Below are 25,167 nucleotides of genomic sequence, written 5' to 3'. Positions count from 1 at the left end.
GGTTCGAGTTGTGGGAGGACCGGTGAGATGAACGGCGGGCTCTGGACCATGGCCTCCCCTCGCGAGGGGAGGCCATGGTCCAGAGCCCGGCCCCGCCCCCTACGCCGCCTTCACCGGCTCCGGCTCCGTAGGCTCCGGTGCCGCCTCGTGGCCGTGTCCGTCGCCCGACAGTGTCGTCTCGTCGAACGGCAGCCGGCCGCTCAGGACCTCCGCCACGCGCGGCTTGTCGATCTCCTTCGTCCAGGTGCCGACCAGGACCGTCGCCACCGCGTTGCCCGCGAAGTTGGTCAGGGCCCGTGCCTCGCTCATGAAGCGGTCGATGCCGACGATCAGGCCGACGCCGTCGACCAGTTCGGGGCGGTGCGACTGGAGGCCGCCCGCGAGGGTCGCGAGGCCCGCGCCGGTGACGCCCGCCGCGCCCTTCGAGGCGATGATCATGAAGAGCAGGAGGGAGATCTGCTGGCTCAGCGACAGCGGGTCGCCCATCGCCTCCGCGACGAAGAGCGAGGACATCGTCAGATAGATGGCCGTGCCGTCGAGGTTGAAGGAGTAGCCGGTCGGGACGGTGATGCCGACCACCGGGCGGCTCACGCCCAGGTGCTCCATCTTCGCGATCAGGCGCGGCAGCGCCGACTCCGACGAGGACGTGGACAGGATCAGCAGGAACTCCCGGCCCAGGTACTTCAGCAGCGCGAAGACGTTCACGCCCGCCACCAGTCTCAGCAGCGTGCCCAGCACCACGATCACGAAGAGCAGGCAGGTGACATAGAAGCCGATCATGATGACGGCGAGGGACTTGAGGGCGTCCACGCCCGTCGCGCCGACCACCGCGGCCATCGCGCCGAACGCGCCCACCGGCGCCGCCCACATGATCATGGACAGGATGCGGAAGACGAGCCGCTGGATGTGCCCGACCCCGCGCAGCACCGGCTCGCCGGCGGATCCCATGGCCTGCAGTGCGAAGCCCGCGAGCAGCGCCACCAGCAGGGTCTGGAGGACCTCGCCGCCGGTGAAGGCGGAGACCATCGTGGTGGGGATGATGCCGAGGACGAAGTCGGCCGTCGACTCGTGCGCGCCCTTGGCCTGGGCCTCGCCCGCGTGCCGCAGCGACTCGGTCAGGTGCAGGCCGCTGCCGGGCTCCAGCAGGTTGCCGACCACCAGGCCGATGGCCAGGGCCACCGTCGACATCACCATGAAGTAGCCGAGGGCCAGCCCGCCGACCGCGCCGACCTTGGCGGCCTTGCGGACGGAACCCACGCCCAGCACGATCGTGCAGAAGATGATCGGCGAGATCATCATCTTGATCAGGTTCACGAACCCGGTGCCCAGCGGCTTGAGCTCGACGGCCACGCCGGGCGCGGCGAAGCCCACCACGACGCCGGCCACCACCGCGGCGATCACCGAGAGGTAGAGGTAGTGCGTACGGTCCCGGCGGGCGCGGGGCTGCCCGCCCTCGCCCGGTGGTGACGGCGCTGTCACGGATGTCACGGAGGTCTCCTCGTCGACGCGGCTCCTGCACGGCCCCGCTCTCCCGACGAGAGGGGCTCCGGTGACTATGCACGGGTCTGTGACCGTGGTCACCCTTGCGTGCATTACGTTCACCACGGCACCCCGGTGCAGACTGTCCGCCATGCGCAGACCCCGCGTACCCCGCCCCCGCAGCCTGGCCGGCCAGCTCTTCGCGATGCAGACCGTGCTGGTCGCCGCCGTGGTGGCCGGCTGCGCGGCCTTCGCTTACGTCTCGGACCGGGGTCAGGCCGAGGACTCGGCGCGCCGCCAGGTCACCGCCGCCGCGGCCGCCGTCGCCGCCGCGCCGGTCGTACGGCGGGCGGTCCACGACGTTGATCCCGCCGCCACCCTCCAGCCGTACGCGGAGCGGGTCCGCCACGACACCGGCGTCGACTTTGTGACGATCATGAACCCGTCCGGGATCCGCTGGACCCACCCCGACCCGGCCCGCATCGGCGAGCCCTTCCTCGGCCACACCGGCCCCGCCCTGCGCGGCCGCACCTTCTCCGAGACGTACACCGGCACGCTCGGGCCCTCGGTGCGGGCCGTCGCGCCCGTCATGGACGGGGACCGCACCGTCGCGCTCGTCAGCGCGGGCATCACCGTCGAAGCGATCAGCGCCGAGGTCCGGCGGCAGCTCATCGGCCTGCTCGGGGTGGCCCTGGGCGCGCTCGCCCTCGGCGGGGTCGGCACGTACCTCCTCAACGCCCGGCTGCGCCGCCACACGCACGGCATGAACGCCGCCGAGCTCAGCCGGATGCACGACTACCACCAGGCCACCCTGCACGCGGTGCGCGAGGGTCTGCTGATGCTCGACGGACAGCGGCGGATCGCGCTCATCAACGACGGCGGGCGGGAACTCCTCGGCCTGGACGAGGCGTCGATCGGCCGGCCCGTCGCGGAACTCGGCCTGCCGCGCGCCCTCACCCGGGCGCTGCTGGCCACCGGGCCACGGGTGGACGAGGTGCACCTGACCGCCGACCGGATCGTCGTCGTCAACACCTCCCCGGTCTCGGGCGGCGAGCGCTGCGGCACCGTCGTCACCCTTCGCGACCACACCGAACTCCAGGCGCTCTCCGGCGAGCTGGACTCCGTGCGCGGCCTGGCGGAGGCGCTGCGCTCGCAGGCGCACGAGGCGGCGAACCGGCTGCACGCCGTCGTCTCCCTGATCGAGCTGGGCCGCGCCGACGAGGCCGTCGAGTTCGTCACCTCCGAGCTCGAACTCGCCCAGGCCCTCACCGACCAGGTCGTCGCCGCCGTCGCCGAACCCGTCCTCGCCGCCCTCCTGCTCGGCAAGGCCGCCCAGGCGAACGAGCACGGCGTGGAGCTCCTCCTGGCCCCCGACACCCGGGTCGACGACGGGCTGCTGCCGCCCGGCCTCCCGGCCCGCGACCTGGTGACGATCCTGGGCAACCTGATCGACAACGGCGTCGACGCCGCCGCCGAGGAGGCGAACCGGGCGCCGCGCACCGGCGCTCGCCGCGCCCACGTCACGGTCACCGTACGGGCCGACGGAACGGCCGGGGGAACGACCGGCGGGCGGGCGGACGGGCCGGAGGGCGGGGACGGACACGGCACGCTGCTCCTGCGCGTCGCCGACAACGGCGCCGGCGTCGCCCCCGAGGTCATGGACGAGGTCTTCCGGCGCGGCTGGTCCACCAAGTCGCCCGGCACCGCGCCGCACGGCCGGGGCCTCGGGCTCGCGCTCGTACGGCAGGCCGCGCGGCGCAACGGCGGTACGGTCACCGTCGCCGAGGCGCCGGGCGGCGGCGCGGAGTTCACCGTCCGGCTGCCGCTGCGGGCACCGGCCGGGGAGCGCTCCCCGGCGGGGGCGCCGTCATGACCGTGCCCCAGGCGCTCCCGAGCCCGATCCGCGTGCTCGTCGTCGAGGACGACCCGCTCGCCGCCGCCGCGCACGCCCTCTACGTACGGCGGGTGCCCGGGTTCGCCGTGGCCGGGGTGGTGCACACCCGGGGCGACGCCTCGCAGTTCCTCAAGCGGACCCCCGTCGACCTGCTGCTGCTCGACCTGTTCCTGCCGGACGGGCACGGCCTCCAGCTCCTGCGCTCCCTGCGCTCGGCCGGGCACACGGCCGACGTCATCGCCGTGACGTCCGCGCGTGACCTGGCGGTCGTCCGCGAGGGCGTCTCGCTCGGCGTCGTCCAGTACGTGCTCAAGCCCTTCACCTTCACCACGCTCCGCGACCGCCTCACCCGTTACGCGGAGTTCCGCGCGGTCGCCGGGGAGGCCAGCGGCCAGGAGGAGGTGGACGCGGCCTTCGCCGCGCTGCGCGCGCCCCGGCCCGCCGCGCTGCCCAAGGGCCTCAGCCTCGACACCCTCCGGACGATCACGGCGGCGCTGCGCGAGGCGGGCCCCGACGGCATCTCCTCGGCCACGGCGGCCGGTTGCCTCGGCATCTCACGGATCACGGCCCGCCGCTATCTGGAGCACCTGGTCACCACGGGCCGGGCCACCCGCGCCCCGCGCTACGGGCAGGTGGGCCGGCCGGAGCTGCGCTACCGCTGGCTGAGCCCCTGACCTGGGAGGGCGACGGCGGACGCGTGGGGCGGGGCCAAGGAGGGAACGTCACTCCTCACGAAGGGCCGACGCTCGTAGGAGGTCGTAGCCGTGCGTTCCACCACCTCTCTGCTCCTCACCGCCGCCACGCTCGCCGCGGCGGTCCCGCTCAGCGCCTGCGGAGGCGGTTCGGGCGGTGACCCGGACACCGTGAAGATCGCCTACCAGCGCAGCACCGACAACAAGGTCCGGATCATGGACGACCATCTGGCCGGGATCAAGAAGCAGTTCGAGCGCGCGCACAAGGGCAAGAAGCTCCAGCTGGTCCCGGTGCAGGCGTCGCAGGCGGACTACTACGCCAAGGTGCAGCAGATGATGCGGTCGCCGAAGACCGCCCCGGACGTCGTCCGCGAGGACACCTTCCTCATCAACTCCGACATCAAGGCCGGATATCTCAGACCCCTGGACGACAAGCTGGCCGGCTGGCGGGACTGGGAGCGCTTCGCCCCCACGGCGAAGGCCGCGGCGCGGGGGGAGGACGGGAAGACGTACGGGGTGCCGGACGGCACCGACACCCGGGGCCTGTGGTTCAACAAGGAGCTGTTCGCCAAGGCCGGGCTGCCCGCCGACTGGCACCCGCGGACCTGGCGGGACGTCCTGGCGGCCGCCCGCGCGGTCAAGGAGAAGGTCCCCGGCGTCACCCCGCTCAATGTGTACACCGGCAAGGGGCCGGGCGAGGCCGCCACCATGCAGGGCTTCGCGATGCTCCTGTACGGCACGGGGAAGGACCCGCTCTACGACCCGGCGGCGAAGAAGTGGATCGCGGGCGGAAAGGGGTTCCGGGACGCCCTGGAGTTCGTCCGCACCGTCTACGCCGAGAAGCTCGGCCCGGACCCCTCCGACGCCCTGGACCCGCACGTCGACGCCCGGGTCGCCACCGACTGGCTCCCCTCGGGCAAGCTCGCCATCGCCCTGGACGGCAACTGGCTCGGCAAGAACTGGCAGCCGTCCGGCGACAAACCGTGGCCGAGGTGGACGAAGGTGCTGGGGCAGGCGCCGTTCCCGACCCAGGACGGCGCGGCACCCGGCGCGGTCAGCCTGTCGGGCGGCTGGACCTGGGCGATCGGCGCCAAGTCCCGCAAGGCCGACCTCGCCTGGCAGGTGATCGAGACGCTCCAGACGAAGGAGAACGCGACGGACTGGACCGTCCGGGACGCCCAGATCGCCGTGCGGGACGACGTGGCGGCCGCGCCGGAGTACCTGTCGTCGATGCCCGGCATCCGGTTCTTCACGGGCCTGGTGGAGTACACCCACTACCGGCCCGCGCTGCCGGTCTACCCGAGGGTGTCGAGCGCGATCCAGGAGGCGATGGAGTCGGTGACGACGGGCGACGCGTCGGTGGCGCGGGCCGCCCGGCGCTACGACGACGAGCTGAGGTCGATCGCGGGCGGCGACGGCGTGACCGTAAGGGAGCGGTGAGGTGCCCGGCGCCGGGGCGCTCGCCCCGCCCGGCACGGGCCGGCGGGCCGTCACCGGACCGGCCGGCCGCGGCGCGGCGCGGCGGGCGGCCCGGTGGCTGCCGCTCGCCCCGGCGACGCTCCTGCTGCTCGTCTTCCTCGCCGGCCCCATCGCGTACTGCGTCTACCTGGCCTTCACCGACACCCAGCTGACCGGGCAGGAGTCCGCGTCCTTCGTCGGCCTGGCCAACTTCCGCCGGGCCTTCGCCGACGAGGACTTCCGCAACGCGGTGGTGCTGACGCTGCTCTTCACGGTCGTGTCGTCGATCGTCGGCCAGAACACGCTGGGCTTCGCCCTGGCCGCCCTGATGCGGCGGGCGTCACGGCCCGTGCGGGCGCTGACGGGGGCGGTCGTGATCGCGGCGTGGGTGGTGCCCGAGATCGTGGCGGGCTTCCTGCTCTACACCTTCTTCAACCGGCGCGGGACCCTGAACGCCGTCCTGGAGCAGCTCCATCTGCCCGCCCAGAACTGGCTGTTCACGCTGCCGATCCTGGCGGTCTCCTTCGCCAACGTCTGGCGGGGCACGGCCTTCTCGATGCTCGTCTACTCCGCCGCGCTCTCCGGGATCCCGCGCGAGGTGACCGAGGCCGCGGAGGTCGACGGGGCGAGCGGGCCGCGCCGCTTCTGGCACATCACCCTGCCCATGATCCGCCGCTCGATCGCCACCAACCTGATGCTCAACACCCTCCAGACGCTGTCGGTCTTCGGCCTCATCTGGGCCATGACCCGCGGCGGGCCGGGCAATCGCAGCCAGACGCTGCCGGTGTTCATGTACGACCGGGCGTTCCTGAAGTCGCTGATCGGGTACGGGACGGCGGTGGCGCTGCTTCTGCTGCTGGTGGGGGCGGTGTTCTCGGTGGTCTATCTACGGCTGATGCGGGAGGAGGTCTGAGCGTCCGAGGTGCTCGCGCCTCCTCCCGCGCCGGCTCGGCTCAGCCGAGCTTCTTCACCTGGGCGTCGACGACGGCCTTCGGCTGCTCGGCCTGGCCGGTGAGGCTCAGGGCGTAGAACGTGGCCACCGTGCTGCCCTTGCGGACCGCGACCAGGTGCGTGGGGGCGGTCTGGCCCTCCACGTCCAGGCCGAGGGTGAACGCGACGGCCTCGTCGCCCGCGGTGTAGTCGGCGGGCGCCACCTTCGTCATCTTGGTCTTGTCGCCGTCGGCGGTCACGGTGAAGCCGCCGGCGCAGGCCGCGCCGGCCTTCTTCAGCCCGGCGAGGGCCTCGCCGGCCGCCTTCTCGTCGCTGTGCGCGCCCAGCGTGTCCGCCGTGATCGTGGCGCCGAGGGCGCCGAGGGCGGCCTTCGCCTTGTCCTCGGGCGAGGCGTCCGGGGCCGTGGACGGCGACTTCGGCAGCGCCATGACCTTGCGGGTCACGGTCGCGGTCGGCGCGCCGGCGCCGTGCAGGTTCATCGCCTCGACCAGCGGCTTGCACTCGGCCTTGTCGCTGGACACGGCCTTGGCCGTGGCGAGGTCCGCCGCGGTCGCCTCGGTGACCTTGTGGCCCGGGACGTCGGCCTCGGTCACCATGAGCTTCTCCAGCTCGGCCTTCGAGAGGGCCTTCCCGCCGCCGGCGGCCGGGGCGCTCTGCGACGCCTTGCCCTTGGGCTCGTCCTTGGCCTCGGACTTGTTGTCCGAGCCGCAGGCGCTCACGAGCAGGGCCAGCGAGACCGCGGAGGCGGTGACAGCGGTACGACGGACAATGGTGCGGCGCATGAAACGTTTTCCTCTGCTGGATCGGTGAGAGGCCAACTTATAGTCATGTGCAGGTAAAGAGATCAATATGTTTTCGTCGTGCCTGAATCGTGATGAGAGGTGCTGAGCTCATGGAGGGCACGTACCGCGTGCGCAACGTCGGCAGCGGGCTGCTGCTGGAGGTCGAGGGCGGCCGCAAGGGCAGCGGCGCCGACGTTCGGCAGAACGTGGAGGACGGCGGCGCCGCGCAGCTGTGGCACGTGAAGCCCGTGCACGAGGGCGGCGGGCTGCACCATCTGGTGAACGTCGCGAGCGGAAAGCGGCTGGACGTCGCGGGGGCCTCCACCGAGAACGGCGCCAACGTCCAGCAGTGGAAGGCCAACAACTACGGCGCCCAGGAGTGGCTCATCGAGCGGCACCTGGACGCGCCGGGCACCGTCACGCTGGTCGCCCACATCAGCGGGCTGCTGCTGGAGGTCGAGGACGCGTCGGCGGAGCCGGGGGCGAACGTACGGCAGTGGGAGGACACGGACAGCCCCGGCCAGTGGTGGCGCCTGGAGGAGGCGCCGGTGCCCGCTACTTGACGATCGGGGACATGGCGACGCAGGAGGCCGCCGCCGCCGCGCCCTTGGCGGAGTTCTCCTTGATGACCTTCCCCTTGTGCGTGATCTTGCAGCTGACCTCGCCGTCGACGATCACGGCCTGGACGGTCGGCGCGGCGATCCCCTTGAGCGTGACCGTCTTCGTCCAGGGCAGCTCGGCCTCCGCGAGGGTCTCCAGCTCGGGCGCGGTGGCGGTGCCCTTGCCGCCGTTGAAGTCGACGGAGGCGGTACCCGAGCCGGTGATCTCGTAGGTCACCTCGTACGTCTCGTTGGTGGCCTGGTCGACCTTCTCGGTCACCTTCTCCTCCGCCTTCTCCTTCACCGCGCCGCAGCCGACGGCCGCCAGGGCGAGTCCGGTGAGGGCGAGAGCGGACAGAGTGTGACGGAGGGGACGCTTCATGGGACTTCCTTCATGGTGGGAGAGAAGCCCATGAAAACGTCAAAGGAAAGTAAAATCAAGGCCCGCGCGGCGGACGGGCGGCGTCCGCCCGCGAGGGTCGTCAGTCCGTTCCCGCACCCGGCAGCCGGGCCACCAGTTCCGCCGCCTCCGCCGCCGGCACGCCCGCCGCGGTGAGGGTCGTCACCGCGGCCGAGCGGCCCGCCTCCGCGGGGTCCAGGACGCCCTCGTTGACCGCCTGGATCAGGCCGAAGAGGACCTGCTCGCGGACGTAGGCGAGGGCGATCGCCGGGAGCGGGGAGGCGAAGCGGCCCTCGTCCAGGCCCCGCTGGAGCATCGCCGCGCACTCGCGGCGCACCGGCTCCAGCCGGCGGTGGATGCCCTCGACCGTGACGCTGCGCTGGGCGAGGGAGATCAGCAGGCGGTAGCCGTCGGCGATGTCCCAGGCGGCGAGCATCGAGCGGGCCAGCGCCTCGGCGGGGTCGTCCACCTCGTGCAGGGCTTCGGCCTGGGCGATCTCCACCGCGCTCGCCGCGTCGTCGACGAGGGCGCCCATCAGCGCGTCCCGGCTGGGGAAGTGGCCGTAGACCGTACGCCGGACGACGCCGGCGGCGCGGGCGATCTGATCCATGCTCGCGTCCGGGTCGCGCAGCAGCTCGGCGAGCGCGACGTCCATGATGCGGCGCCGGTTGGCGTCCGCTCTGCCGGCCATGGGGGCTCTTCTCGGTCGGGTCGATCGGGGAGGTGGTGCTGCGGACGCGGCCGTTGGCCGACATCGTGCCCCTCATTTTGCACGCGACCGCGTGGTCCCGTAACTTGCACACTGCTGTGTAATTGCACAGCAGTGTGCAAGTTGTGTGCAAGCTACGGAAGGGGTGGCCCGATGGGCCTCGCGATGTCGACCCCGGTCGACGAGATGGACGGTCCGTACAAGAGGCGCTGGCCGGCACTGGCGGTCCTCTGCCTCAGCCTGCTGATCATCGTCATGGCGAACACGTCCCTGACGGTGGCGGCCCCCGACATGGTCAAGGACCTCGGCCTCGGCAGCTCGGACCTCCAGTGGGTCATCGACGGCTACACCGTCCCGTACGCCGCGCTGATGCTGATCCTCGGTGCCGTCGGCGACAAGTACAGCCGCCGCGGCGCGCTCGTCCTCGGCCTCTTCGTCTTCGGCGCGGCCTCCGTCGCCGGCTCGCTCGTCGACAGCTCGGCCGGCGTCATCGCCTCCCGCGCCGTCATGGGCGTCGGCGCGGCCATGATCATGCCCGCCACCCTGTCGCTGCTCGCGGCGACCTTCCCGCGCGAGGAGCGCGCGAAGGCCATCACCATCTGGACCGCGACGGCCGGCCTCGCCATCGCCGTCGGCCCGCTGGTCGCCGGCGCGCTGCTGGAGGACCACGGCTGGGCCTCCACCTTCCTCATCAACGTGCCGATCGCCGCGCTCGGCATCGTCGGCGCCCTGCTGCTCGTCCCGCCGTCCAAGGCGTCCGGCGTCGAGAGGATCGACTACATCGGCGGCGCGCTGTCCGTCGTCTGGGTCGGCTCCCTGATCTTCATGATCATCGAGGGCCCGCACTTCGGCTGGGGCGCCAAGGCGATCACCGCGGCCGTGCTGGCCGGCGTCGGCCTCGTCCTCTTCGTCCTCTGGGAACTGCGCCACCCGCGGCCCGTCCTGGACGTCCGCCGCTTCGCGAAGCGCGCCTTCGCCGGCTCCACGCTGGCCGTCGCGCTGTTCTTCCTCGCCGTGTTCGGCGCCTTCTACTACCTCACCCAGCACCTCCAGTTCGTGCTCGGCTACTCGCCGCTCGACACCGGTGTGCGGATGCTGCCGCTGGCCGGGGCCGTCTTCGTCGGCGGCGCGCTGACGGCCTTCCTCACGCCGAAGTTCGGCATGAAGGTCACCGTCGCCCTGGGCATGACCGTCGGCACGGTCGCCATCGCGCTGCTCACCCGCGTCGACGCGGGCTCCACGTACGACGACTTCCTCGTACCGCTGATGATCCTGGGCCTGGCCATCGGCCTGTCCCTGTCGCCCTGCACCAACGCCATCATGGGCTCCTTCCCGGAGACCCAGCTCGGTGTCGGCGGCGCGGTCAACAGCACCTCGATCGAGCTCGGCGGCTCGCTCGGCATCGCCATCCTGGGGACGGTGCTCGCCAAGACCTACTCCTCCAACCTCGCCGACGCGGCCGCGAAGGTCGCCGCGGGCGGCGGCCCGAAGCTGCCGGCGAAGGCGCTCGACGCCGCGCAGGACTCCGTCGGCGCCGGGCTGTACGTCGCCGAGGAGGTCGGCAAGCAGGTCGCGGCAGGCGCCGCGCCCAAGGTCGGCGCCGAGAAGGCCGCACAGCTGGGCGCCCAGCAGGCGCAGACCGTGGTCGAGGCCGTGCACAAGGCGTTCGCCGACTCCGTCGCCCACACCAGCGTGGTCGGCGCCGTCGTACTCGGCGTGGGCACGGTCGTGGTGGCGCTCCTCCTGCCGCGCCGCGGCGCGCAGGCCGCGGGGGCCTCGGCCGTGGCGGCGAAGAGCGACGGCGGGAAGGGACCGGCGGCCGAGCCGTCGGCGGAGAAGGCCGATTCCCGCGCCTGAACCGTCCGCCGGTGACCGTGCCCCGCAACCCTTCGAGGGGAGCGGGGCACGGCCGTACGGTCAGGGGGTGCGGGGAGCGGTCGTACGGACGCGGGCGGGGAACGCGGCCGTGGGGACGGCCGGTTCCGGGCCCCGGGACGCCGCCGTACGGCCGAGGGCGCGGCCCGCGAGCAGTTCGCTGGTCGCCCGGGAGGGCCCCACGCCCAGCTCGCGCCGGAGGATCTCGACGCACGCCTGGTACGCGCGCACGGCCTCGCCGACGTTGCCCTCGGCGAGATGGGCGCGCACCAGGGCGCGGTGCGCGCTCTCCCGAAGGACGTCGGCGCGCAGCACCCGTAGCGCGATCTCGATGGCGAGCCCGAACCGGCCGCCCTCGCAGAGGCTCTCGACCATCCGCTCCAGCACGTGCAGGCGCATCTGGCGCAGCCGCTCACGGTCGTGGGTCAGCCATTCGTCCGCCCAGTCCGGCAGCAGGTCCGCGCCGGTGCCCTCCGGGGACCAGGCCGCGGCCGGATCGGCCTCCCCGCCCCGGAACACCCGTAGCGCGTGGTCTACCAGCACGGCCACGTCCACGTCGGCGCGCGCGTGCAGGGCGACCTGGGCGCCGGAGCTGACCACCAGCCGCGGCGCGGCCTGGTTGACCCGCCAGATCGCGGTCCGCAGCCGCGCGAGGGCCCGGTGCTCCTCGGTCTCCGGCCACAGGGTCCCCGCGAGACGGCTCCGGCTGAGGCGTCCGCGCAGGGCGAGCACGGCGACGAGGCGCTGTGCTCCGGCGGGGAGTTCCACATCGCGGCCGTCGCGGCCGTCGCGGGTGAGCCGGAACCCGCCGAGGAGCTGGAGGGCGAGGCGCGGTGGCTCCGGCGGGGCGGACAGGGCGGTAGGGACGGGCGGGGCGGGCGGTAAGGGCTGTTCCGGAAGCGCCGACCGTTGCGCCGGGATGTCTGCTGTACCACCTCTGAGGACGGACATGGTTCCCCCAAACCGGGCACGTCGTACGGGTGCCGCATTCCCTTCATGAGGATGCCCGGTTTGTTAAGGGATGCCAAGGGATAGGTGGGGACGCCCGGTTCGGGGTGGGACTCCGGCCTGTCCGGCGCTCCAGGAGGCCGCGCGCAGGCCGGAACGGGACCCGGGGGCGCGGGCTCCCGGGCGCGGGAGGGAAAGGGCCGGAAAGCGCCCGCCCTCAGCCCCCCACCGCCGGCCCGCCCGCGTTCCCCCCCGGCGTCTCACCCCCGGACACCGCCCCCGCGCGTCCCACCGATTCCGTCAGCCAGCTCGGCGGTCCTCCGGCGTCGACGGCCGCGCCGGGGTCCGGTGACTCGCCGCCGGTGGGCGCCGCCGCCCCCGCGTCACCGCCCGCCGCCGTCGCCGGGGACCGCTCGGCCCCCGCCGGGGACGTGACCGCGACCGCCGCCTCGCCGTCCGCGACCGTGATCGTGACCTTCATGCCCGACTCCCTAATTGAGGACCGCGAAGCGGCCTTCGAACTGCAACTGGGCGCTGCTGAGGTTCCGCACCGTGAGCCAGTACGTCACCAGCGTCCCGGAGGCGCGCTCGACCTGGGTCTCCCATTCGAGCTGCGGTGCCCCCGGCTGCGGGCTCGTGGGCATGAAGTACCAGATGACGTGCCATTCCTGCGGCCAGCTGTGGGTGAACCAGCGGCCGGTCTGGCCCGGGGCCAGGGTTCCGGTGAACTGCGTGCCTACGCGCATGCCTGTCTCCTCTCACCAGCCGAGGACCGCGAACCGGGCCTCGAAGTCGACCGGGTCGGTCACGAGGTTGGTCACGTCGATCCAGTACGTCGCGAAGCCGTCGCTCGCCCGCTCGACCCGTACCTTCCAGCGGACCTGCGGGGCACCGGGGCGCGGACTGGTCGGCACGACCGTCCACACCACGTGCCAGTGGGCCGGCCAGCTGTGCGTGAACCAGCGGCCCGTCCGGCCGCCGGGCAGCGTGGCGCGGAACTGCACGCCCACCCACGTGGCCGTCTGGAGGGCCGCGGGGATCAGCTGCCGGAGGTTCGGCCGGTTGCCGATGCGCTGCGTGGCCGGCCGGCCCGGGGCGTCCTGCTGCGGCGAGCCCGTGGCCCGGAGCAGCTGCCGTGAGCGCGCGGGCGACAGCGGGATCCTGCCGTTCGCCCGCAGCACGCCCTGCGTGGCCGCCAGGGCCCCCACGACGATGGGGGAGGCGCTGGACGTGCCGCTGAACCGGTCGGTGTACCAGAGGTCCTGGCTCGTACCGCCCTGGAGGTCGCCGTAGCCGGTGGTGGTCACCTCGCGGCCCCAGCCCTGGGCGTCCACGCAGGCCCCGAAGTTGGAGAAGTCGAGCCGGGACCTGTCCGGCCCGTGGTCCGCCCCGTGGGTCCCCGGAGGCGGGGCCCCCGCGCCGACGATCACGGCTCCGGCGTCCAGCGCGGTGCGCCGGAAGGGGTTGCGCCACCAGGCGGGGAAGCCGGGCTGCGGGGTGTCGTAGGCGGGGTGGTCCAGGTCCTCCGCGCCGTTGCCCGCGGCCTCGACGACCGTGATGCCCCGGTCGACGGCGTAGCGGATCGCCAGGTAGTCGTCCGGCCACCACTCGACGGCGATGAAGCCCTGCTGGCCGGCGCCCGTGGCCCGGGGGCCCGGCCGGTGGATCTCCAGCAGGATGATGTCGCCCGGGCCGAGCCGGTCGGCCGCGTTGCGGATCGCGGTCGCCGTCGGGATCGAGAACGCCGAGGCGCTCGTCACCGCGTCCGGCGAGATCCCGGTGACCCCGAAGGCGTTGACGTCGCCGCCGATCTCCCCGAGCACCGCGGTGCCGTGGTTCACGAAGCCGGTGTCCGTGCTGCCGGTGCCCGAGACGATGCCGCCCTGGTTCCGCAGCAGGTCCTCGTGGGTGAAGCGCCAGCCCCACTCGCAGTCGATCACCCGGACCCCCGCGCCCCGGCCGCCCGGCAGCGTCCAGGCGTAACGGGCGTCGACCCCGCCCGGCGCGGCGTCCAGATAGCCCTGGCGGGCGGTGAAGTCCGGGGTGACGGGCGGGGCGTCGGCCACGTCCGGGGCCATGTCGTTGAGGACGGCGGCCGGGTCGGCGCCGCCGGGGCCGCCCTGCCGGCCCACCGTGCCGCCGGCCTTCCGGACGGCCTTCTTCACCGCCTTCTTCGCCGTCTTCGCGGCCTGCCGCGGCACCGTCTTCCGCTCCGCCCGCTGGACCGCCAGGTCCACTCCGGGCTTGACGTACGCGGCCTCGACGGCGTCCGAGGAGCGGAGCCGCTCGGCCAGCTCCTCCAGCCGGTCGGCCGGGGCGTCCACGTGGTAGAAGAGCGCCATCGTGTCGAGGGTCCGCCGGGCGGCGTCGTCGGCGGCCGGGCCGCCCGTCGCGACGGCACCGTCGGCGCCGCCTGTGCCGTCCGCGCCGCCCGCGCCGTCCGAGGGCGCGCGCGCCGCCCGCCGGTCCACGCCGAAGAGCGGCGTGATGACGACGTCGGACTCGGCCGCGACCGCGTCGAGGGCGCCCACCGCGACGTCCGCGTCCGCGGTCGCGCCGCTCGCCGTGATCCGCACCCCGGCGCCGGGGCGGGTCACGCACACCAACTCGGGCCGCCCGAAGAGCGATTCGGGCGGTGGCGGCGAGCCGCCGGAACTCTCCGCACCTGAGGACTGGGGCACGGCACTCTCCTCACCGCGTGAAGGGACTGCGTCACGGCAGGCCCGCCTGGGGTTTCACATAGGCGGCCGCGACGTCCGGACGGGCGCGCAGTGCCTCGGCGACCGACTCGGCGTCCACCCCGGCGGGCACGTCGACCGTGCGCCACACGAGGGCCTCCGGGTCGCCCGCGCCGGGGTGCAGGGGACGTGAGGCCAGCCCGAACCGCCGCCGCAGACAGCCGTCGACGCCGTCCCCGGCACCCTCGGTGCCGCCGGACGCCGGGCCGTCGGCCGAGGGACCGCGCGACGGCGTACGAAGCTGGACCACGACCTCGGCCATCGGGATACCTCCGACACCCCCGACCCCACGGCTGCCGCCGGATCACTGGGCCCGGCCGACGTTAGTGAAACCGACGTCACCGGCCCGTCACGGCGGCGTCACGGGGCCGCCGCGCGGCGGGGCGCCCGCCCCCGGCGCCCGGCCGCGTGCCGCCCGCCCGGCGGACGGGGCCCCGGGCGTGGGCGCCCCGCTCGCCAGCCCCTCCCACGCGGCCGCCTGTGGCCGGGGTCCCCGGCGCGTCACCCCGTACCCGATCGCCCCGGGCGTGGGCGTGCGGCAGGGGCGCCCGCCCCTGCCGCGCCGCCGCAGTGCCGCCTGCCGCCCGCCCGGCGGCCGCGGGCCCCCGGGCGTGGGTGCGTGGCCACGCGCCCGCCCCTGCCGCCCTGCCGCCCGCCCGCGGCCGGCCCCCGGCCCGTCACCGCGTACCCCGCCGCCCCGCCCGCCCGGCAGGGCGCCGGCATGCCGTCACGCCCCGACCGCTCTCACACCGGCCGGAACCACACCGTCGCCAGCGGCGGCAGCGTCACCGTGACGCTCGCCGGCCGGCCGTGGCTGCGCACCGCCTCCGTCTTCACCGGGTCCGGATGGGTCACGCCGCCACCGCCGTACCGCTCGGCGTCCGTGTTCAGGTACTCGCCCCACGCGGTGTACCGGGCCGGCACCCCCAGCGTGTACCCGTGCCGGACCACCGGCGAGAAATTGCTGACGGCGAGCAGCGGCGAGCCCTCCGCGTCGTAGCGCAGGAAGGCGAAGACGTTGTCCTCGCTCGCGTCGCCGTCCACCCACTCGAAGCCCTCGGGCACGGTGTCCCGCTGCCACAGCGCGGGCTCGGCGCGGTAGGCCGCGTTGAGGTCGCGGACCAGGTCGCGCACGCCCCGGTGGTCGGCCTCGGCGGAGTACGAGGGGTCCAGCAGCCACCAGTCGGGGCCGTGGCTCTCGGACCACTCCGCCCCCTGCGCGAACTCCTGTCCCATGAAGAGGAGTTGCTTGCCCGGGTGCGCCCACATGAAGCCCAGGTACGCGCGGTGGGTGGCGCGCCGCTGCCACCAGTCGCCCGGCATCTTGGAGACCAGGGAGCGCTTGCCGTGCACCACCTCGTCGTGCGAGATGGGCAGCACGTAGTTCTCGCTGTACGCGTAGATCATGGAGAAGGTCATCTCACCGTGGTGGTACTTCCGGTGGACCGGCTCCTTGGAGACGTAGACCAGCGAGTCGTGCATCCAGCCCATGTTCCACTTCAGCCCGAAGCCCAGGCCGCCGAAGCCCCCGGGGCCCACGTGGTGGGTGGCGCGGGTGACGCCGTCCCAGGCGGTGGACTCCTCGGCGATCGTGACCACGCCGGGGCAGCGGCGGTAGACGGTGGCGTTCATCTCCTGGAGGAACGCCACCGCGTCGAGGTTCTCCCGGCCGCCGTGGACGTTCGGCGTCCACTGCCCCGGCTCGCGGGAGTAGTCGAGGTAGAGCATCGACGCCACGGCGTCCACGCGCAGCCCGTCGATGTGGAACTCCTGGCACCAGTGGACGGCGTTGGCCACCAGGAAGTTACGGACCTCCGTGCGGCCGTAGTCGAACTCCAGCGTCCCCCAGTCCGGGTGGGCGGCCCGCCGCGGGTCCTCCGGCTCGTACAGCGGCCGGCCGTCGAACTCCGCCAGCGCCCAGTCGTCCCGGGGGAAGTGCGCCGGCACCCAGTCCATCAGCACCCCGATGCCGGCCGCGTGCAGCGCGTCCACCAGGTACCGGAAGTCGTCGGGAGTGCCGAGGCGCGCGGTCGGCGCGTAGAAGCCGGTGACCTGGTAGCCCCACGAGCCGCCGAAGGGGTGCTCGGCGACCGGCATCAGCTCGACGTGGGTGAACCCCAGGTCCTTGACGTACGCGGGGAGCTGGTCGGCGAGCTGCCGGTAGCTGAGGCCGGGGCGCCACGACGGCAGGTGCACCTCGTAGACGGAGAAGGGCGCCTCGTGCACGGGCGTGGCCGACCGGCGCGCCATCCACTCCTCGTCCCGCCAGACGTGGTGCGTGACGTCCACGATCGACGCGGTGGCCGGGGGCGCCTCGGTGCGGCGGGCCATCGGGTCCGCGCGCAGGGTGTACGAGCCGTCGGGGCGGGTGATCTGGAACTTGTACAGCGCGCCCTCGCCGATGCCCGGCAGGAACAGCTCCCACACCCCGGACGCGCCCAGGGACCGCATCGGGTGGCCCGTGGCGTCCCAGTAGTTGAAGTCGCCGGCCACGCGCACGCCCCGGGCGTTGGGCGCCCAGACCGTGAACCGGGTGCCGGGCACGCCGCCGTGCGTCATGGGCACCGCGCCGAGCGCCCGCCACAGCTCCTCGTGGCGGCCCTCGCGGACGAGGTGCAGGTCCAGGTCGCCGAGGGCGGGCAGGAAGCGGTACGGGTCCTGGAGCTCCAGCTCCGCGTCGTCGTACGTCACCAGGAGCCGGTAGTCGGGGATCTCGCGCAGCGGGAGCACCCCCGCGAAGAGGCCGTCCCCCTCGTCGTACAGCTCGGCCCGCAGGCCGGCGCCGGTGACCGCCACCGAGCGGGCGAACGGGCGCAGGGCCCGGAACGCCACCCCGCCGGGGACGGGGTGCGCGCCGAGCAGCGCGTGCGGGTCGTGGTGGGATCCGCCCAGCAGCCGCCCGCGCTCCTCGTCGCCGAGCGGCTCGGCGGGCCGCACGCCGCGCCGGGCCGCGGGCGCCGGGCGGCGCGGGCCGGTGGCGCCGGAGGGCCCGGCGGGGGAGCCGCCGTGCCTGTCGCCGGCCGGACCGGGTGCGTTCGGGCTCGCGCCCGGTGGAACCGCCGCTGGATCCGCCGCCGAGGGCCCGCCGCCCGCCCGCGGGCCCTCGGGCGCGATCCCGCCCGGGTCGGTTTCCCGCTCCGCCGGATCGAGGGCTACGGCGCCGCCGGGCCGGTCCCCGTCCTGGCCCCCGGCCCGGGGCCCGGCGGCCGGCGGGGTGGCCGGCGACGGGCCGTCACCGGCGCCGGGCTCCCGTGCCGCGCCGTCGTCTCCCGGCCCCGGGGACGGCGCGGCCCGCCGGGTCCGCGCCCCCTCCGGGAGGAAGGTCGCGGGGATCCCGGCCGGGCCGCCGGGAGGTTCGGCGCCGGGCTCGTGCGGCGGTCGGCTGGACGGCGGTCGAGCGGTCACGGGGCGGTCCTCCTCGCGGCCCCGGCCGGTGACCGGGGAGTCGTGTCTGGTGCGGGTCGACGGTTCACGTGGGTTCCTCGGGGCCCGGCGGCCCCGGGGGGCCGGGGGTGCTTCCGGGGCGGGCCGCGCCGTCCGCGCCGGGGCCGTGCCGGTACGTCACGGCGGCCGCCCGCGCGGCGGCGCCCGTGCCGGGCGCCCGGGCGGTGGACGGTCCCGGCCCGTCCCGTTCGTCCACGGCCCGGGGGTCCGCGAGCCGGCGGATCGCGGACATGGGGACCGGGAGCCAGTCGGGGCGGTGCCGGGCCTCGTAGAGGACCTCGTAGACGGCCTTGTCGGTCTCGTGGGCGCGCAGCAGCTGTGGGTCCTCGCGAGGGTCCTCGCGCACCCCGGCGTAGCCCTCGCAGAACGCGGCGCGGGCCCGGGCCGACCAGGTGGTGGCGGTCGCCCGGCCGACCGCCGCGGCGTAGTCGAAGGAGCGCAGCATGCCGGCCACGTCCCGGGCCGCGGGCTGCGGGCGGCAGCGCTCGGCCAGCGGGCGGGCGGGTTCGCCCTCGAAGTCGATGAGCGCCCAGCGGCCGTCCCGCGCCGTGCGCAGCGCCTGCCCCAGGTGCAGGTCGCCGTGGATGCGCTGGGCGCGCCAGGTGCGGCCCGCCCGGCCGAGCGCCGCCAGTTCGTCGTAGGCGCAGCGCAGCGCGGCCCGGTAGGGGCGCAGGGCGGGGACGGCGTCGGCCGCGGCGTCCAGCCGCCGGGCCATCGAGGCGGCCAGGTGTTCGAGCTGGGGGCGGCGCAGGACGACCGTGGGGAGCGCCTCGGCGAGCGCGCCGTGCACCTCGGCGGTGGCGTGGCCGAGGGCGCGCGCGGAGGCGGTGAAGTCGGCCCGTACCGCCAGCGCGCTGAGGGCCAGTTGCCAGCCGTCGGCGGAGCCCGGCAGGTAGGGCTGGAGCACGCCGAGGGTCATGGGCCCCGCGTCGCTGCCGGGCAGCTCGGCCTCGAACCAGGCGGCGGGCGGCGGCACCCGGTCGCAGGGGGTGCCGGCGAGCGCGAGGGGCAGTTCCAGATCGGGGTTGGTGCCGGGGCAGACGCGGCGGAAGAGCTTGAGGATATACGTTTCGCCGTAGACGACGGAGGAGTTGGACTGCTCGGCGCTGAGCATCCGCGGTGCCAGTCCGGCGGCGATGACGGCGCCCTCCTCGCGGGTGAAGCGCAGCGGCCCCAGCCGGCCGGGCACCCGCAGCCGCTCCAGGAGCAGGGCGGCCAGCCGGGGGTCGGCGAGGCCCTCGTAGACGGCGCGGCCGCGCAGCGGGCCGCCGGTGGGCCGGCCGATGAGGGCGGGGGCCAGGTGCGGCGGCAGGACGTCGTGGACGCCGAGGAGCAGTTGGTAGCAGTCGTCGGTACCCGCGTGCACGGCGGGGCCGCCGGCCGCCGTGGCTCCCGTGGGGCCCGTGTGGCCGGTGGGGGAGCCGGGCTGCTGGGCCCGGACGAGGACGTGGAGCAGGCCCGGCGCGGAGCCCCCGGCGGAGTGGGGGAGCAGCTCGGTGGCCGCGACGAGGGTGAACCCGGTGATCGGGCGGCCCTTTCCCGCGAACCACCGCTGACACGGCAGCCACTCGGACAGCAGCGGCACCAGCGAGCCGAGCAGCCCCGGCCCCTCGGCGTCCGGCCGGGGCGCGGCCGTGCCCGACCCGGCGCGGACCGAGGACAGCAGCGGTCCGGGGGGCGTCCCCCGGCGGGCGGTTTCCCGGCGGGACGGTGCAGCGTCCGACATGGCGTCGCGTCCTTTCCCCGGGCACACGACAGGTAGGGCAAAGTGTCCCGGATTGCGGCTTTGACCGGTGCGCGGTGCGGGACGTGTCGGGCGAGGATCGTCCGTACGGTCAGCCCCAGCGGCCTCTGCATGCGGTACGTGCGATGCGTGCGGTGCTAGCGGTGCGTGCGGAGGGCGGTCTGTGCGGCCGCCGCGGCGGATTCGAGCGATGGCGATCCGGTCGGCCCGGCCCGTGCGTAGTAGTGAGGGTTCCCAGGGTTCGGAAGGGAAAACCGCCCGTGCGCGGCCGATCGGGACGCGCACGGGGTCCGGCTCTCAGTGCCCGGCCGGCGGCGGCGCGCCGTGGCGCAGCCGGAACCAGTAGAAGCCGTGGCCGGCCAGGGTGAGCAGATAGGGCAGCTCGCCGATGGCCGGGAAGCGCACTCCACCGATGAGCTCGACCGGGTGGCGGCCGCTGAACATCTGGAGGTCGAGCTCGGTCGGCTGTGCGAAACGGGAGAAATTGTTCACACACAGGACCAGGTCGTCGTCCCGCTGCCCCGGCACGCGGACCTCGCGCAGGAAGGCGAGCACGGCGGGGTTGCTGGAGGCCAGCTCGGTGTACGAGCCGAGTCCGAAGGCGGGGTTCTGCTTCCGGATCTCGATCATGCGGCGCGTCCAGTGCAGCAGCGAGGAGGGGCTGCTCATGGCGGCTTCGACGTTGGTGACCTGATAGCCGTAGACCGGGTCCATGATGGTCGGCAGATACAGCCGGCCGGGGTCACAGGAGGAGAAGCCGGCGTTCCGGTCGGGCGTCCACTGCATCGGGGTGCGCACCCCGTCGCGGTCGCCCAGCCAGATGTTGTCGCCCATCCCGATCTCGTCGCCGTAGTAGAGGATCGGCGAGCCGGGCAGCGACAGCAGGAGCGCGGTGAACAGCTCGATCTGATTGCGGTCGTTGTCGAGCAGCGGGGCCAGGCGGCGCCGGATGCCGATGTTGGCGCGCATCCGCGGGTCCTTGGCGTACTCCGCGTACATGTAGTCGCGCTCTTCGTCCGTGACCATCTCGAGCGTGAGCTCGTCGTGGTTGCGCAGGAAGACGCCCCACTGGCAGCCGGACGGGATGGCCGGGGTCTTGGCCAGGATCTCCGAGACCGGATAGCGGGACTCCCGCCGGACGGCCATGAAGATGCGCGGCATCACGGGGAAGTGGAACGCCATATGGCATTCGTCGCCGCCCGCGGCGTAGTCGCCGAAGTAGTCGACGACGTCCTCGGGCCACTGGTTGGCCTCGGCCAGCAGCACGGTGTCCGGGTAGTGGGCGTCGATCTCGGCCCGGACGCGCTTGAGGAACTCGTGGCTGCGCGGGAGGTTCTCGCAGTTGGTGCCCTCCTCGGCGAAGAGGTACGGCACCGCGTCGAGCCGGAAGCCGTCGATGCCGAGGTCCAGCCAGAACCGGAGGGCGGCCAGGATCTCCTCCTGCACGGCCGGGTTCTCGTAGTTCAGGTCCGGCTGGTGGGAGAAGAAGCGGTGCCAGAAGTACTGCTTGCGGACCGGGTCGAAGGTCCAGTTCGAGGACTCGGTGTCCACGAAGATGATCCGCGCGTCCTGGTACTGCTTGTCGTCGTCGGCCCAGACGTAGTAGTCGCCGTACGGGCCGTCGGGGTCGGTGCGGGACTGCTGGAACCATTCGTGCTGATCGCTCGTATGGTTCATGACAAAGTCGATGATGACGCGCATGCCCCGCTGGTGCGCCGCGTCCACGAACTCCACGAAGTCGGCGAGGTCGCCGAACTCCGGAAGCACCGCGGTGTAGTCGGAGACGTCGTAGCCGCCGTCGCGCAGCGGGGACTGGAAGAACGGCGGCAGCCAGAGGCAGTCGACGCCCAGCCACTGAAGGTAGTCCAGCTTGGCCGTCAGACCCTTGAGGTCGCCGATGCCGTCGCCGTCGCTGTCCTGGAAGGACCGCACGAGCACTTCGTAGAAGACGGCGCGCTTGAACCAGTCGGGATCCAGGTCCTTGGCGGGGGTGTCCTCGAACGTGTCGTGGACGGGCTCATTGACGATCATGGTGTGGGTGACCCTCCGATCGGTGAGGACGGTCGCAGCGAGAACACGTGCGCGGGCGCGAGGGAACGGCCCGGCTCGAGGCGCACATAGTTGTCCCTGCCCCAGTGATAGGTCTCTCCGGTGAGCTCGTCGCGCACCGGGACGGACTCGTGCCAATCGAGGCCGAGTTCCGGCATGTTCAACGAGACCGTGGCCTCCTGGGTGTGGTGGGGGTCGAGGTTGACGACCATGAGGACGCACGAGCCGCCGGCCCGCTTGGAGTAGGCGATGACGGCGTCGTTGTCGGCGTCGTGGAAGCGCAGGTTGCGCAGCCGGCGCAGGGCTGGCTGACGCCGCCGCAGCCGGTTCAGGAGCGTCAGCAGCGGGGCCAGGCTGGTGCCCGCCCGCTCGGCCGCCGCCCAGTCCCTCGGGCGCAGCTGGTACTTCTCGGAGTCCAGGTACTCCTCGCTGCCCGGCCGCACGGGGGTGTTCTCGCACAGCTCGTAGCCGGCGTAGACGCCCCAGGAGGGGGAGAGCGTGGCGGCGAGCACGGCCCGGATCTCGAACGCCGCCCGGCCGCCTTCCTGGAGATAGGCGTGCAGGATGTCGGGGGTGTTGACGAAGAGGTTGGGGCGCATGGAGGCGGCCGCCTCGCCCGCCAGCTCGGTGAGGTAGTCGGTGAGTTCCCGCTTGCCGTTGCGCCAGGTGAAGTAGGTGTAGGACTGCTGGAAGCCGACCGCGCCGAGGGTGCGCATCATCGCGGGCCTGGTGAACGCCTCGGCGAGCAGGACCACGTCCGGGTCGGTGCGGCCCAGCTCGGCGATGACCTTCTCCCAGAAGACCACCGGCTTGGTGTGCGGATTGTCGACCCGGAAGATCCGCACGCCGTGGCCCATCCAGAAGCGCATCACCCGCAGCGTCTCCCGGACGATTCCGTCGAAGTCCTCGTCGAAGGCCAGGGGGTAGATGTCCTGGTACTTCTTCGGCGGGTTCTCGGCGTGGGCGATGGTCCCGTCGGCGCGGTGGTGGAACCACTCGGGGTGCTTGTGCACCCAGGGGTGCTCCGGGGAACACTGGAGCGCGAGGTCCAGCGCCACCTCCATCCGCAGCTCGCGCGCCCGCGCCACGAAGTGGTCGAAGTCCTCGAAGGTGCCGAGGTCCGGATGGAGCGCGTCGTGGCCGCCGTCCGCGGAGCCGATAGCCCAGGGGCTGCCGACGTCGTACGGGCCCGCTGTCAGGGAGTTGTTGGGGCCCTTGCGGAAGGCGGTGCCGATGGGGTGCACCGGGGGCAGGTAGACGACGTCGAAGCCCATCGCCGCGATCGCCGGCAGCCGTTCCGCCGCCGTGCGGAACGTACCGCTGACGGGCGGGCCGTCCGGTGGCAGCAGCGCGCCCTCGGAGCGGGGGAACAGCTCGTACCAGGAGCCGAAGAGGGCCCGCTCGCGCTCCACGAGCACCGGCACCGGGCGGCTGGTGGTGACCAGCTCGCGCAGCGGATGGGCGGCCAGGGCGGCCGAGACGGCGGGCGCGAGGGCCGCGGCGTACCGGGCGGCGGCCGGGCGGCCGGTGTCCCGCAGCGCGTCGACCGCCGCGAGCACGACCTCACGGCCCTCGTTCTTGGGCACCCCGGCGGCGGCCCGCTCATGGAGCAGGGCGCCCTCCTCCAGGACCAGTTCGGTGTCGATGCCCGCCGGGATCTTGATGCCCGCCTGGTGCCGCCAGCTCGCCACCGGGTCGCCCCACGCCTCCACCGCGTACGTCCAGCGGCCCTCGGTGCCGGGCGTCACCTCCGCGCCCCACCGGTCGGTGCCGGGCGAGAGCTCCCGCATCGGCGTCCAGGGGCCGCACCGGCCCGCGGGATCGCGCAGGACCACATTGGCGCCCAGCGCGTCGTGCCCCTCGCGGAACACCGTGGCGGTGACCTGGAAGGTCTCACCGGCCACCGCTTTGACGGGCCTGCGACCGCAGTCCACGAGCGGGCCGAGGTCCAGGACGGGGATGCGACCGATCATGGGATCACCTGGAGGTTCGACGGAATCGGGCGGCCTTACGGGTTCGGTTCTTTCTATCTGCTCCGTCGGCGGCCGGCCGGGTGCGGGCATGACCGCTCCGGTCCGCGTTCACCCGGGTGGGTGCGGAAGAAATGCGGAGACGACGGGACCGTGCGACGGGGGCGAGGGCGGAGGAGGCGATACGGCTGGCGCGTGACTTCCCTGCATACCGATGGAGCTTTCCCACCGGTCCCGGCCGGGCATGCCCGCCCCGGAGGAACTACCGGTGCGTAGTTCCCCTGGCACCGTGTGGGGAGGACGGACGGCACTCCGTCACCCGTATGAAGTCTCCTCGTTGAGCCGATCGTGTGCAATGAGCGAAAAGGGGGTAAGCGGCGGCCGGACGGGGTAACGCCCGCCCTGATCCGCCGCGGAAGGCCGTAGTACCGTCCGGCCGCCCGTGACCCGCGCGTACGCGTGGCGTATTTCCGGGTCGCCCCGCTGCATCAGCCGGTGATCCCCCGGGAGCGGTCCGCACCCATGCGCGGTCCACCATGCGGACGCGGAATGGCCGTCTCCGAGACCGACGCGGCCAGCAGCCGCAGCGCCGCCTCCGACGGGGAACCCGGCTCCGCGCTGAAGGCCAGCAGCCGCTGGCCGTCCGTGTCCGGCAGCCGCATCATCTCGAACTGGAGGGACATCGACCCCACCAGCGGATGGTGGAAGACCTTCGTCCCCGAGGTGCAGTCCCGCACCGGATGCCGCGCCCACAGCGCCGCGAACTCCTCGCTGCGCATGGAGAGTTCGCCGATCAGCTCCGCCAGCCGCCGGTCCTCCGGGCGGGCGCCCGCCGCCAGCCGCAGCGCGGCGACCGCCCGCTTGGCCTCCTCCTCCCACCGCGGGTAGAGCTCCCGCGCGTGGCTGTCCAGGAAGAGGATCCGCTGGGTGTTCGGCCGCTCCTCCGGACGGTCGGGCCCACCGGCGTCGAGGTGGCCCGCCATCAGGGCGTGGCCCAGCGGGTTCCAGGCCAGTACGTCGTGGCGCAGGTCCAGCACCATCGCCGGCGTGCCCATCGCCGCCACCAGCTGCCGCACCCCCGCCCCCGCGCTCTGCGGCCGTGCGCCGGCCCGCCGGCCCGTCCGGCCCGTCCGGCCCGGCCGGGCCAGGTTCCGCAGGTGCGCGTGCTCGTCCGGGGTCAGCCGCAGCGCCCGCGCCAGGGCGTCCAGCACGCCGTCCGAGGCGTTCCCCGACTGCCCCTGCTCCAGCCTGGTGTAGTACGCCACGCTCACCCCGGCGAGCTGTGCCAGCTCCTCGCGCCGCAGCCCCGGCACGCGCCGGCTCCTCCCGTACGCCACCAGGCCCACGTCCTCCGGCTGGAGGCGGGCCCGGCGCGTACGGAGGAAATCTCCCAACTCAGCAGGTGTGTCCATGCGCCCCAGTCAACATCAGGGGG

Annotated in this window: 20 protein-coding genes; 6 read left to right on the top strand and 14 right to left on the bottom strand. The window is 73.7% G+C overall.

The window, feature by feature from the left end:
• Positions 1-99: 99 nt before the first annotated feature.
• The gene (locus LUZ64_RS22055; protein ID WP_372471978.1) at positions 100-1,479 is read right to left on the bottom strand and encodes a cation:dicarboxylate symporter family transporter; all 1,380 of its coding nucleotides are present in this window, start codon (positions 1,477-1,479) and stop codon (positions 100-102) included.
• Positions 1,480-1,630: 151 nt separating this feature from the next.
• Here LUZ64_RS22055 and LUZ64_RS22050 point away from each other — a divergent pair, with 151 nt between their 5' ends.
• From LUZ64_RS22050 to LUZ64_RS22035, 4 genes are all read left to right on the top strand, one after another.
• Positions 1,631-3,352: a sensor histidine kinase gene (locus LUZ64_RS22050; RefSeq protein WP_095583800.1), complete on the top strand. Its 1,722-nt coding sequence runs from the start codon at positions 1,631-1,633 to the stop codon at positions 3,350-3,352.
• Positions 3,349-4,047 carry a response regulator gene (locus LUZ64_RS22045; protein ID WP_095583799.1) on the top strand — a complete coding sequence of 233 codons (699 nt, stop codon included), beginning with the start codon at positions 3,349-3,351 and terminating at the stop codon, positions 4,045-4,047. Before LUZ64_RS22050 ends, LUZ64_RS22045 begins: the two co-directional genes overlap by 4 nt.
• A gap of 90 nt (positions 4,048-4,137) precedes the next feature.
• Positions 4,138-5,505 (top strand): extracellular solute-binding protein, encoded by a 1,368-nt coding sequence (locus LUZ64_RS22040; protein ID WP_095583798.1) that lies wholly within the window; start codon positions 4,138-4,140, stop codon positions 5,503-5,505.
• Positions 5,506-5,602: 97 nt separating this feature from the next.
• The gene (locus LUZ64_RS22035; RefSeq protein ID WP_232389981.1) at positions 5,603-6,436 is read left to right on the top strand and encodes a carbohydrate ABC transporter permease; all 834 of its coding nucleotides are present in this window, start codon (positions 5,603-5,605) and stop codon (positions 6,434-6,436) included.
• A gap of 40 nt (positions 6,437-6,476) precedes the next feature.
• Here the strand turns inward: LUZ64_RS22035 and LUZ64_RS22030 are convergent, their stop codons facing one another.
• Entirely contained in the window at positions 6,477-7,256 is a 780-nt protein-coding gene (locus LUZ64_RS22030; RefSeq protein WP_095583796.1) for a hypothetical protein, read from the bottom strand.
• Between the two features lie 110 nt (positions 7,257-7,366).
• Here LUZ64_RS22030 and LUZ64_RS22025 point away from each other — a divergent pair, with 110 nt between their 5' ends.
• Positions 7,367-7,819, top strand: a complete 453-nt coding sequence (locus tag LUZ64_RS22025; RefSeq protein WP_232389954.1) for an RICIN domain-containing protein — start codon at positions 7,367-7,369, stop codon at positions 7,817-7,819.
• Here LUZ64_RS22025 and LUZ64_RS22020 read toward each other — a convergent pair.
• Positions 7,812-8,237, bottom strand: a complete 426-nt coding sequence (locus LUZ64_RS22020) for an MmpS family transport accessory protein (RefSeq protein ID WP_095583794.1) — start codon at positions 8,235-8,237, stop codon at positions 7,812-7,814. The genes LUZ64_RS22025 and LUZ64_RS22020 overlap by 8 nt on opposite strands.
• A gap of 100 nt (positions 8,238-8,337) precedes the next feature.
• The gene (locus LUZ64_RS22015) at positions 8,338-8,946 is read right to left on the bottom strand and encodes a TetR/AcrR family transcriptional regulator (RefSeq protein ID WP_095583793.1); all 609 of its coding nucleotides are present in this window, start codon (positions 8,944-8,946) and stop codon (positions 8,338-8,340) included.
• 171 nt (positions 8,947-9,117) lie between these two features.
• Between LUZ64_RS22015 and LUZ64_RS22010 the strand changes: the two genes are divergently transcribed.
• Positions 9,118-10,821, top strand: a complete 1,704-nt coding sequence (locus LUZ64_RS22010) for an MFS transporter (protein ID WP_095583792.1) — start codon at positions 9,118-9,120, stop codon at positions 10,819-10,821.
• A gap of 60 nt (positions 10,822-10,881) precedes the next feature.
• Here LUZ64_RS22010 and LUZ64_RS22005 read toward each other — a convergent pair whose 3' ends face one another.
• The 10 genes from LUZ64_RS22005 to LUZ64_RS21960 all read right to left on the bottom strand — a co-directional run bounded on the left by LUZ64_RS22005 (position 10,882) and on the right by LUZ64_RS21960 (position 25,144).
• Positions 10,882-11,790: an AfsR/SARP family transcriptional regulator gene (locus LUZ64_RS22005; RefSeq protein WP_095583791.1), complete on the bottom strand. Its 909-nt coding sequence runs from the start codon at positions 11,788-11,790 to the stop codon at positions 10,882-10,884.
• A gap of 214 nt (positions 11,791-12,004) precedes the next feature.
• A complete protein-coding gene (locus LUZ64_RS22000) occupies positions 12,005-12,268 on the bottom strand; it encodes a hypothetical protein (RefSeq protein WP_232389955.1) in 264 nt (87 codons plus the stop codon).
• 10 nt (positions 12,269-12,278) lie between these two features.
• On the bottom strand, positions 12,279-12,533 hold the full coding sequence (locus LUZ64_RS21995) for a hypothetical protein (protein WP_095579480.1): 255 nt from the start codon (positions 12,531-12,533) through the stop codon (positions 12,279-12,281).
• Positions 12,534-12,545: 12 nt separating this feature from the next.
• The gene (locus LUZ64_RS21990) at positions 12,546-14,468 is read right to left on the bottom strand and encodes a S8 family peptidase (protein WP_232389956.1); all 1,923 of its coding nucleotides are present in this window, start codon (positions 14,466-14,468) and stop codon (positions 12,546-12,548) included.
• Positions 14,469-14,499: 31 nt separating this feature from the next.
• On the bottom strand, positions 14,500-14,787 hold the full coding sequence (locus LUZ64_RS21985; protein ID WP_095579481.1) for a hypothetical protein: 288 nt from the start codon (positions 14,785-14,787) through the stop codon (positions 14,500-14,502).
• 482 nt (positions 14,788-15,269) lie between these two features.
• Positions 15,270-17,462 (bottom strand): 1,4-alpha-glucan branching enzyme, encoded by a 2,193-nt coding sequence (glgB, locus tag LUZ64_RS21980; protein ID WP_232389982.1) that lies wholly within the window; start codon positions 17,460-17,462, stop codon positions 15,270-15,272.
• Positions 17,463-17,994: 532 nt separating this feature from the next.
• Entirely contained in the window at positions 17,995-19,695 is a 1,701-nt protein-coding gene (locus LUZ64_RS21975; protein WP_232389957.1) for a maltokinase N-terminal cap-like domain-containing protein, read from the bottom strand.
• 315 nt (positions 19,696-20,010) lie between these two features.
• Complete coding sequence (gene treS / locus LUZ64_RS21970) at positions 20,011-21,744, bottom strand: maltose alpha-D-glucosyltransferase (protein ID WP_095582554.1); 1,734 nt, start codon at positions 21,742-21,744, stop codon at positions 20,011-20,013.
• Positions 21,741-23,735 carry an alpha-1,4-glucan--maltose-1-phosphate maltosyltransferase gene (locus LUZ64_RS21965; RefSeq protein ID WP_170116819.1) on the bottom strand — a complete coding sequence of 665 codons (1,995 nt, stop codon included), beginning with the start codon at positions 23,733-23,735 and terminating at the stop codon, positions 21,741-21,743. The genes treS and LUZ64_RS21965 overlap by 4 nt, the downstream gene beginning before the upstream one ends.
• Positions 23,736-24,220: 485 nt before the next feature.
• Complete coding sequence (locus tag LUZ64_RS21960; protein WP_095582556.1) at positions 24,221-25,144, bottom strand: helix-turn-helix transcriptional regulator; 924 nt, start codon at positions 25,142-25,144, stop codon at positions 24,221-24,223.
• Positions 25,145-25,167: the final 23 nt, after the last annotated feature.

Source organism: Streptomyces albireticuli (genome assembly GCF_021228125.1).
Taxonomy (GTDB): Bacteria; Actinomycetota; Actinomycetes; order Streptomycetales; family Streptomycetaceae; genus Streptomyces; species Streptomyces albireticuli.
Note: the sequence above shows the minus strand (reverse complement) of the source record. Positions and strands in the feature narration are given on the sequence as shown.

Coding starts and splice junctions, on each gene's coding strand:
- LUZ64_RS22045 (WP_095583799.1), top strand. CDS start 3,349: ATGACCGTGCCCCAGGCGCTCCCGAGCCCGATCCGCGTGCTCGTCGTC.
- LUZ64_RS22030 (WP_095583796.1), bottom strand. CDS start 7,256: ATGCGCCGCACCATTGTCCGTCGTACCGCTGTCACCGCCTCCGCGGTC.
- LUZ64_RS21975 (WP_232389957.1), bottom strand. CDS start 19,695: ATGTCGGACGCTGCACCGTCCCGCCGGGAAACCGCCCGCCGGGGGACG.
- LUZ64_RS22005 (WP_095583791.1), bottom strand. CDS start 11,790: ATGTCCGTCCTCAGAGGTGGTACAGCAGACATCCCGGCGCAACGGTCG.
- LUZ64_RS22015 (WP_095583793.1), bottom strand. CDS start 8,946: ATGGCCGGCAGAGCGGACGCCAACCGGCGCCGCATCATGGACGTCGCG.
- LUZ64_RS22020 (WP_095583794.1), bottom strand. CDS start 8,237: ATGAAGCGTCCCCTCCGTCACACTCTGTCCGCTCTCGCCCTCACCGGA.
- LUZ64_RS21985 (WP_095579481.1), bottom strand. CDS start 14,787: ATGGCCGAGGTCGTGGTCCAGCTTCGTACGCCGTCGCGCGGTCCCTCG.
- LUZ64_RS21965 (WP_170116819.1), bottom strand. CDS start 23,735: ATGATCGGTCGCATCCCCGTCCTGGACCTCGGCCCGCTCGTGGACTGC.
- LUZ64_RS22000 (WP_232389955.1), bottom strand. CDS start 12,268: ATGAAGGTCACGATCACGGTCGCGGACGGCGAGGCGGCGGTCGCGGTC.
- treS (WP_095582554.1), bottom strand. CDS start 21,744: ATGATCGTCAATGAGCCCGTCCACGACACGTTCGAGGACACCCCCGCC.
- LUZ64_RS21995 (WP_095579480.1), bottom strand. CDS start 12,533: ATGCGCGTAGGCACGCAGTTCACCGGAACCCTGGCCCCGGGCCAGACC.
- LUZ64_RS22050 (WP_095583800.1), top strand. CDS start 1,631: ATGCGCAGACCCCGCGTACCCCGCCCCCGCAGCCTGGCCGGCCAGCTC.
- LUZ64_RS22010 (WP_095583792.1), top strand. CDS start 9,118: ATGGGCCTCGCGATGTCGACCCCGGTCGACGAGATGGACGGTCCGTAC.
- LUZ64_RS21960 (WP_095582556.1), bottom strand. CDS start 25,144: ATGGACACACCTGCTGAGTTGGGAGATTTCCTCCGTACGCGCCGGGCC.
- LUZ64_RS22025 (WP_232389954.1), top strand. CDS start 7,367: ATGGAGGGCACGTACCGCGTGCGCAACGTCGGCAGCGGGCTGCTGCTG.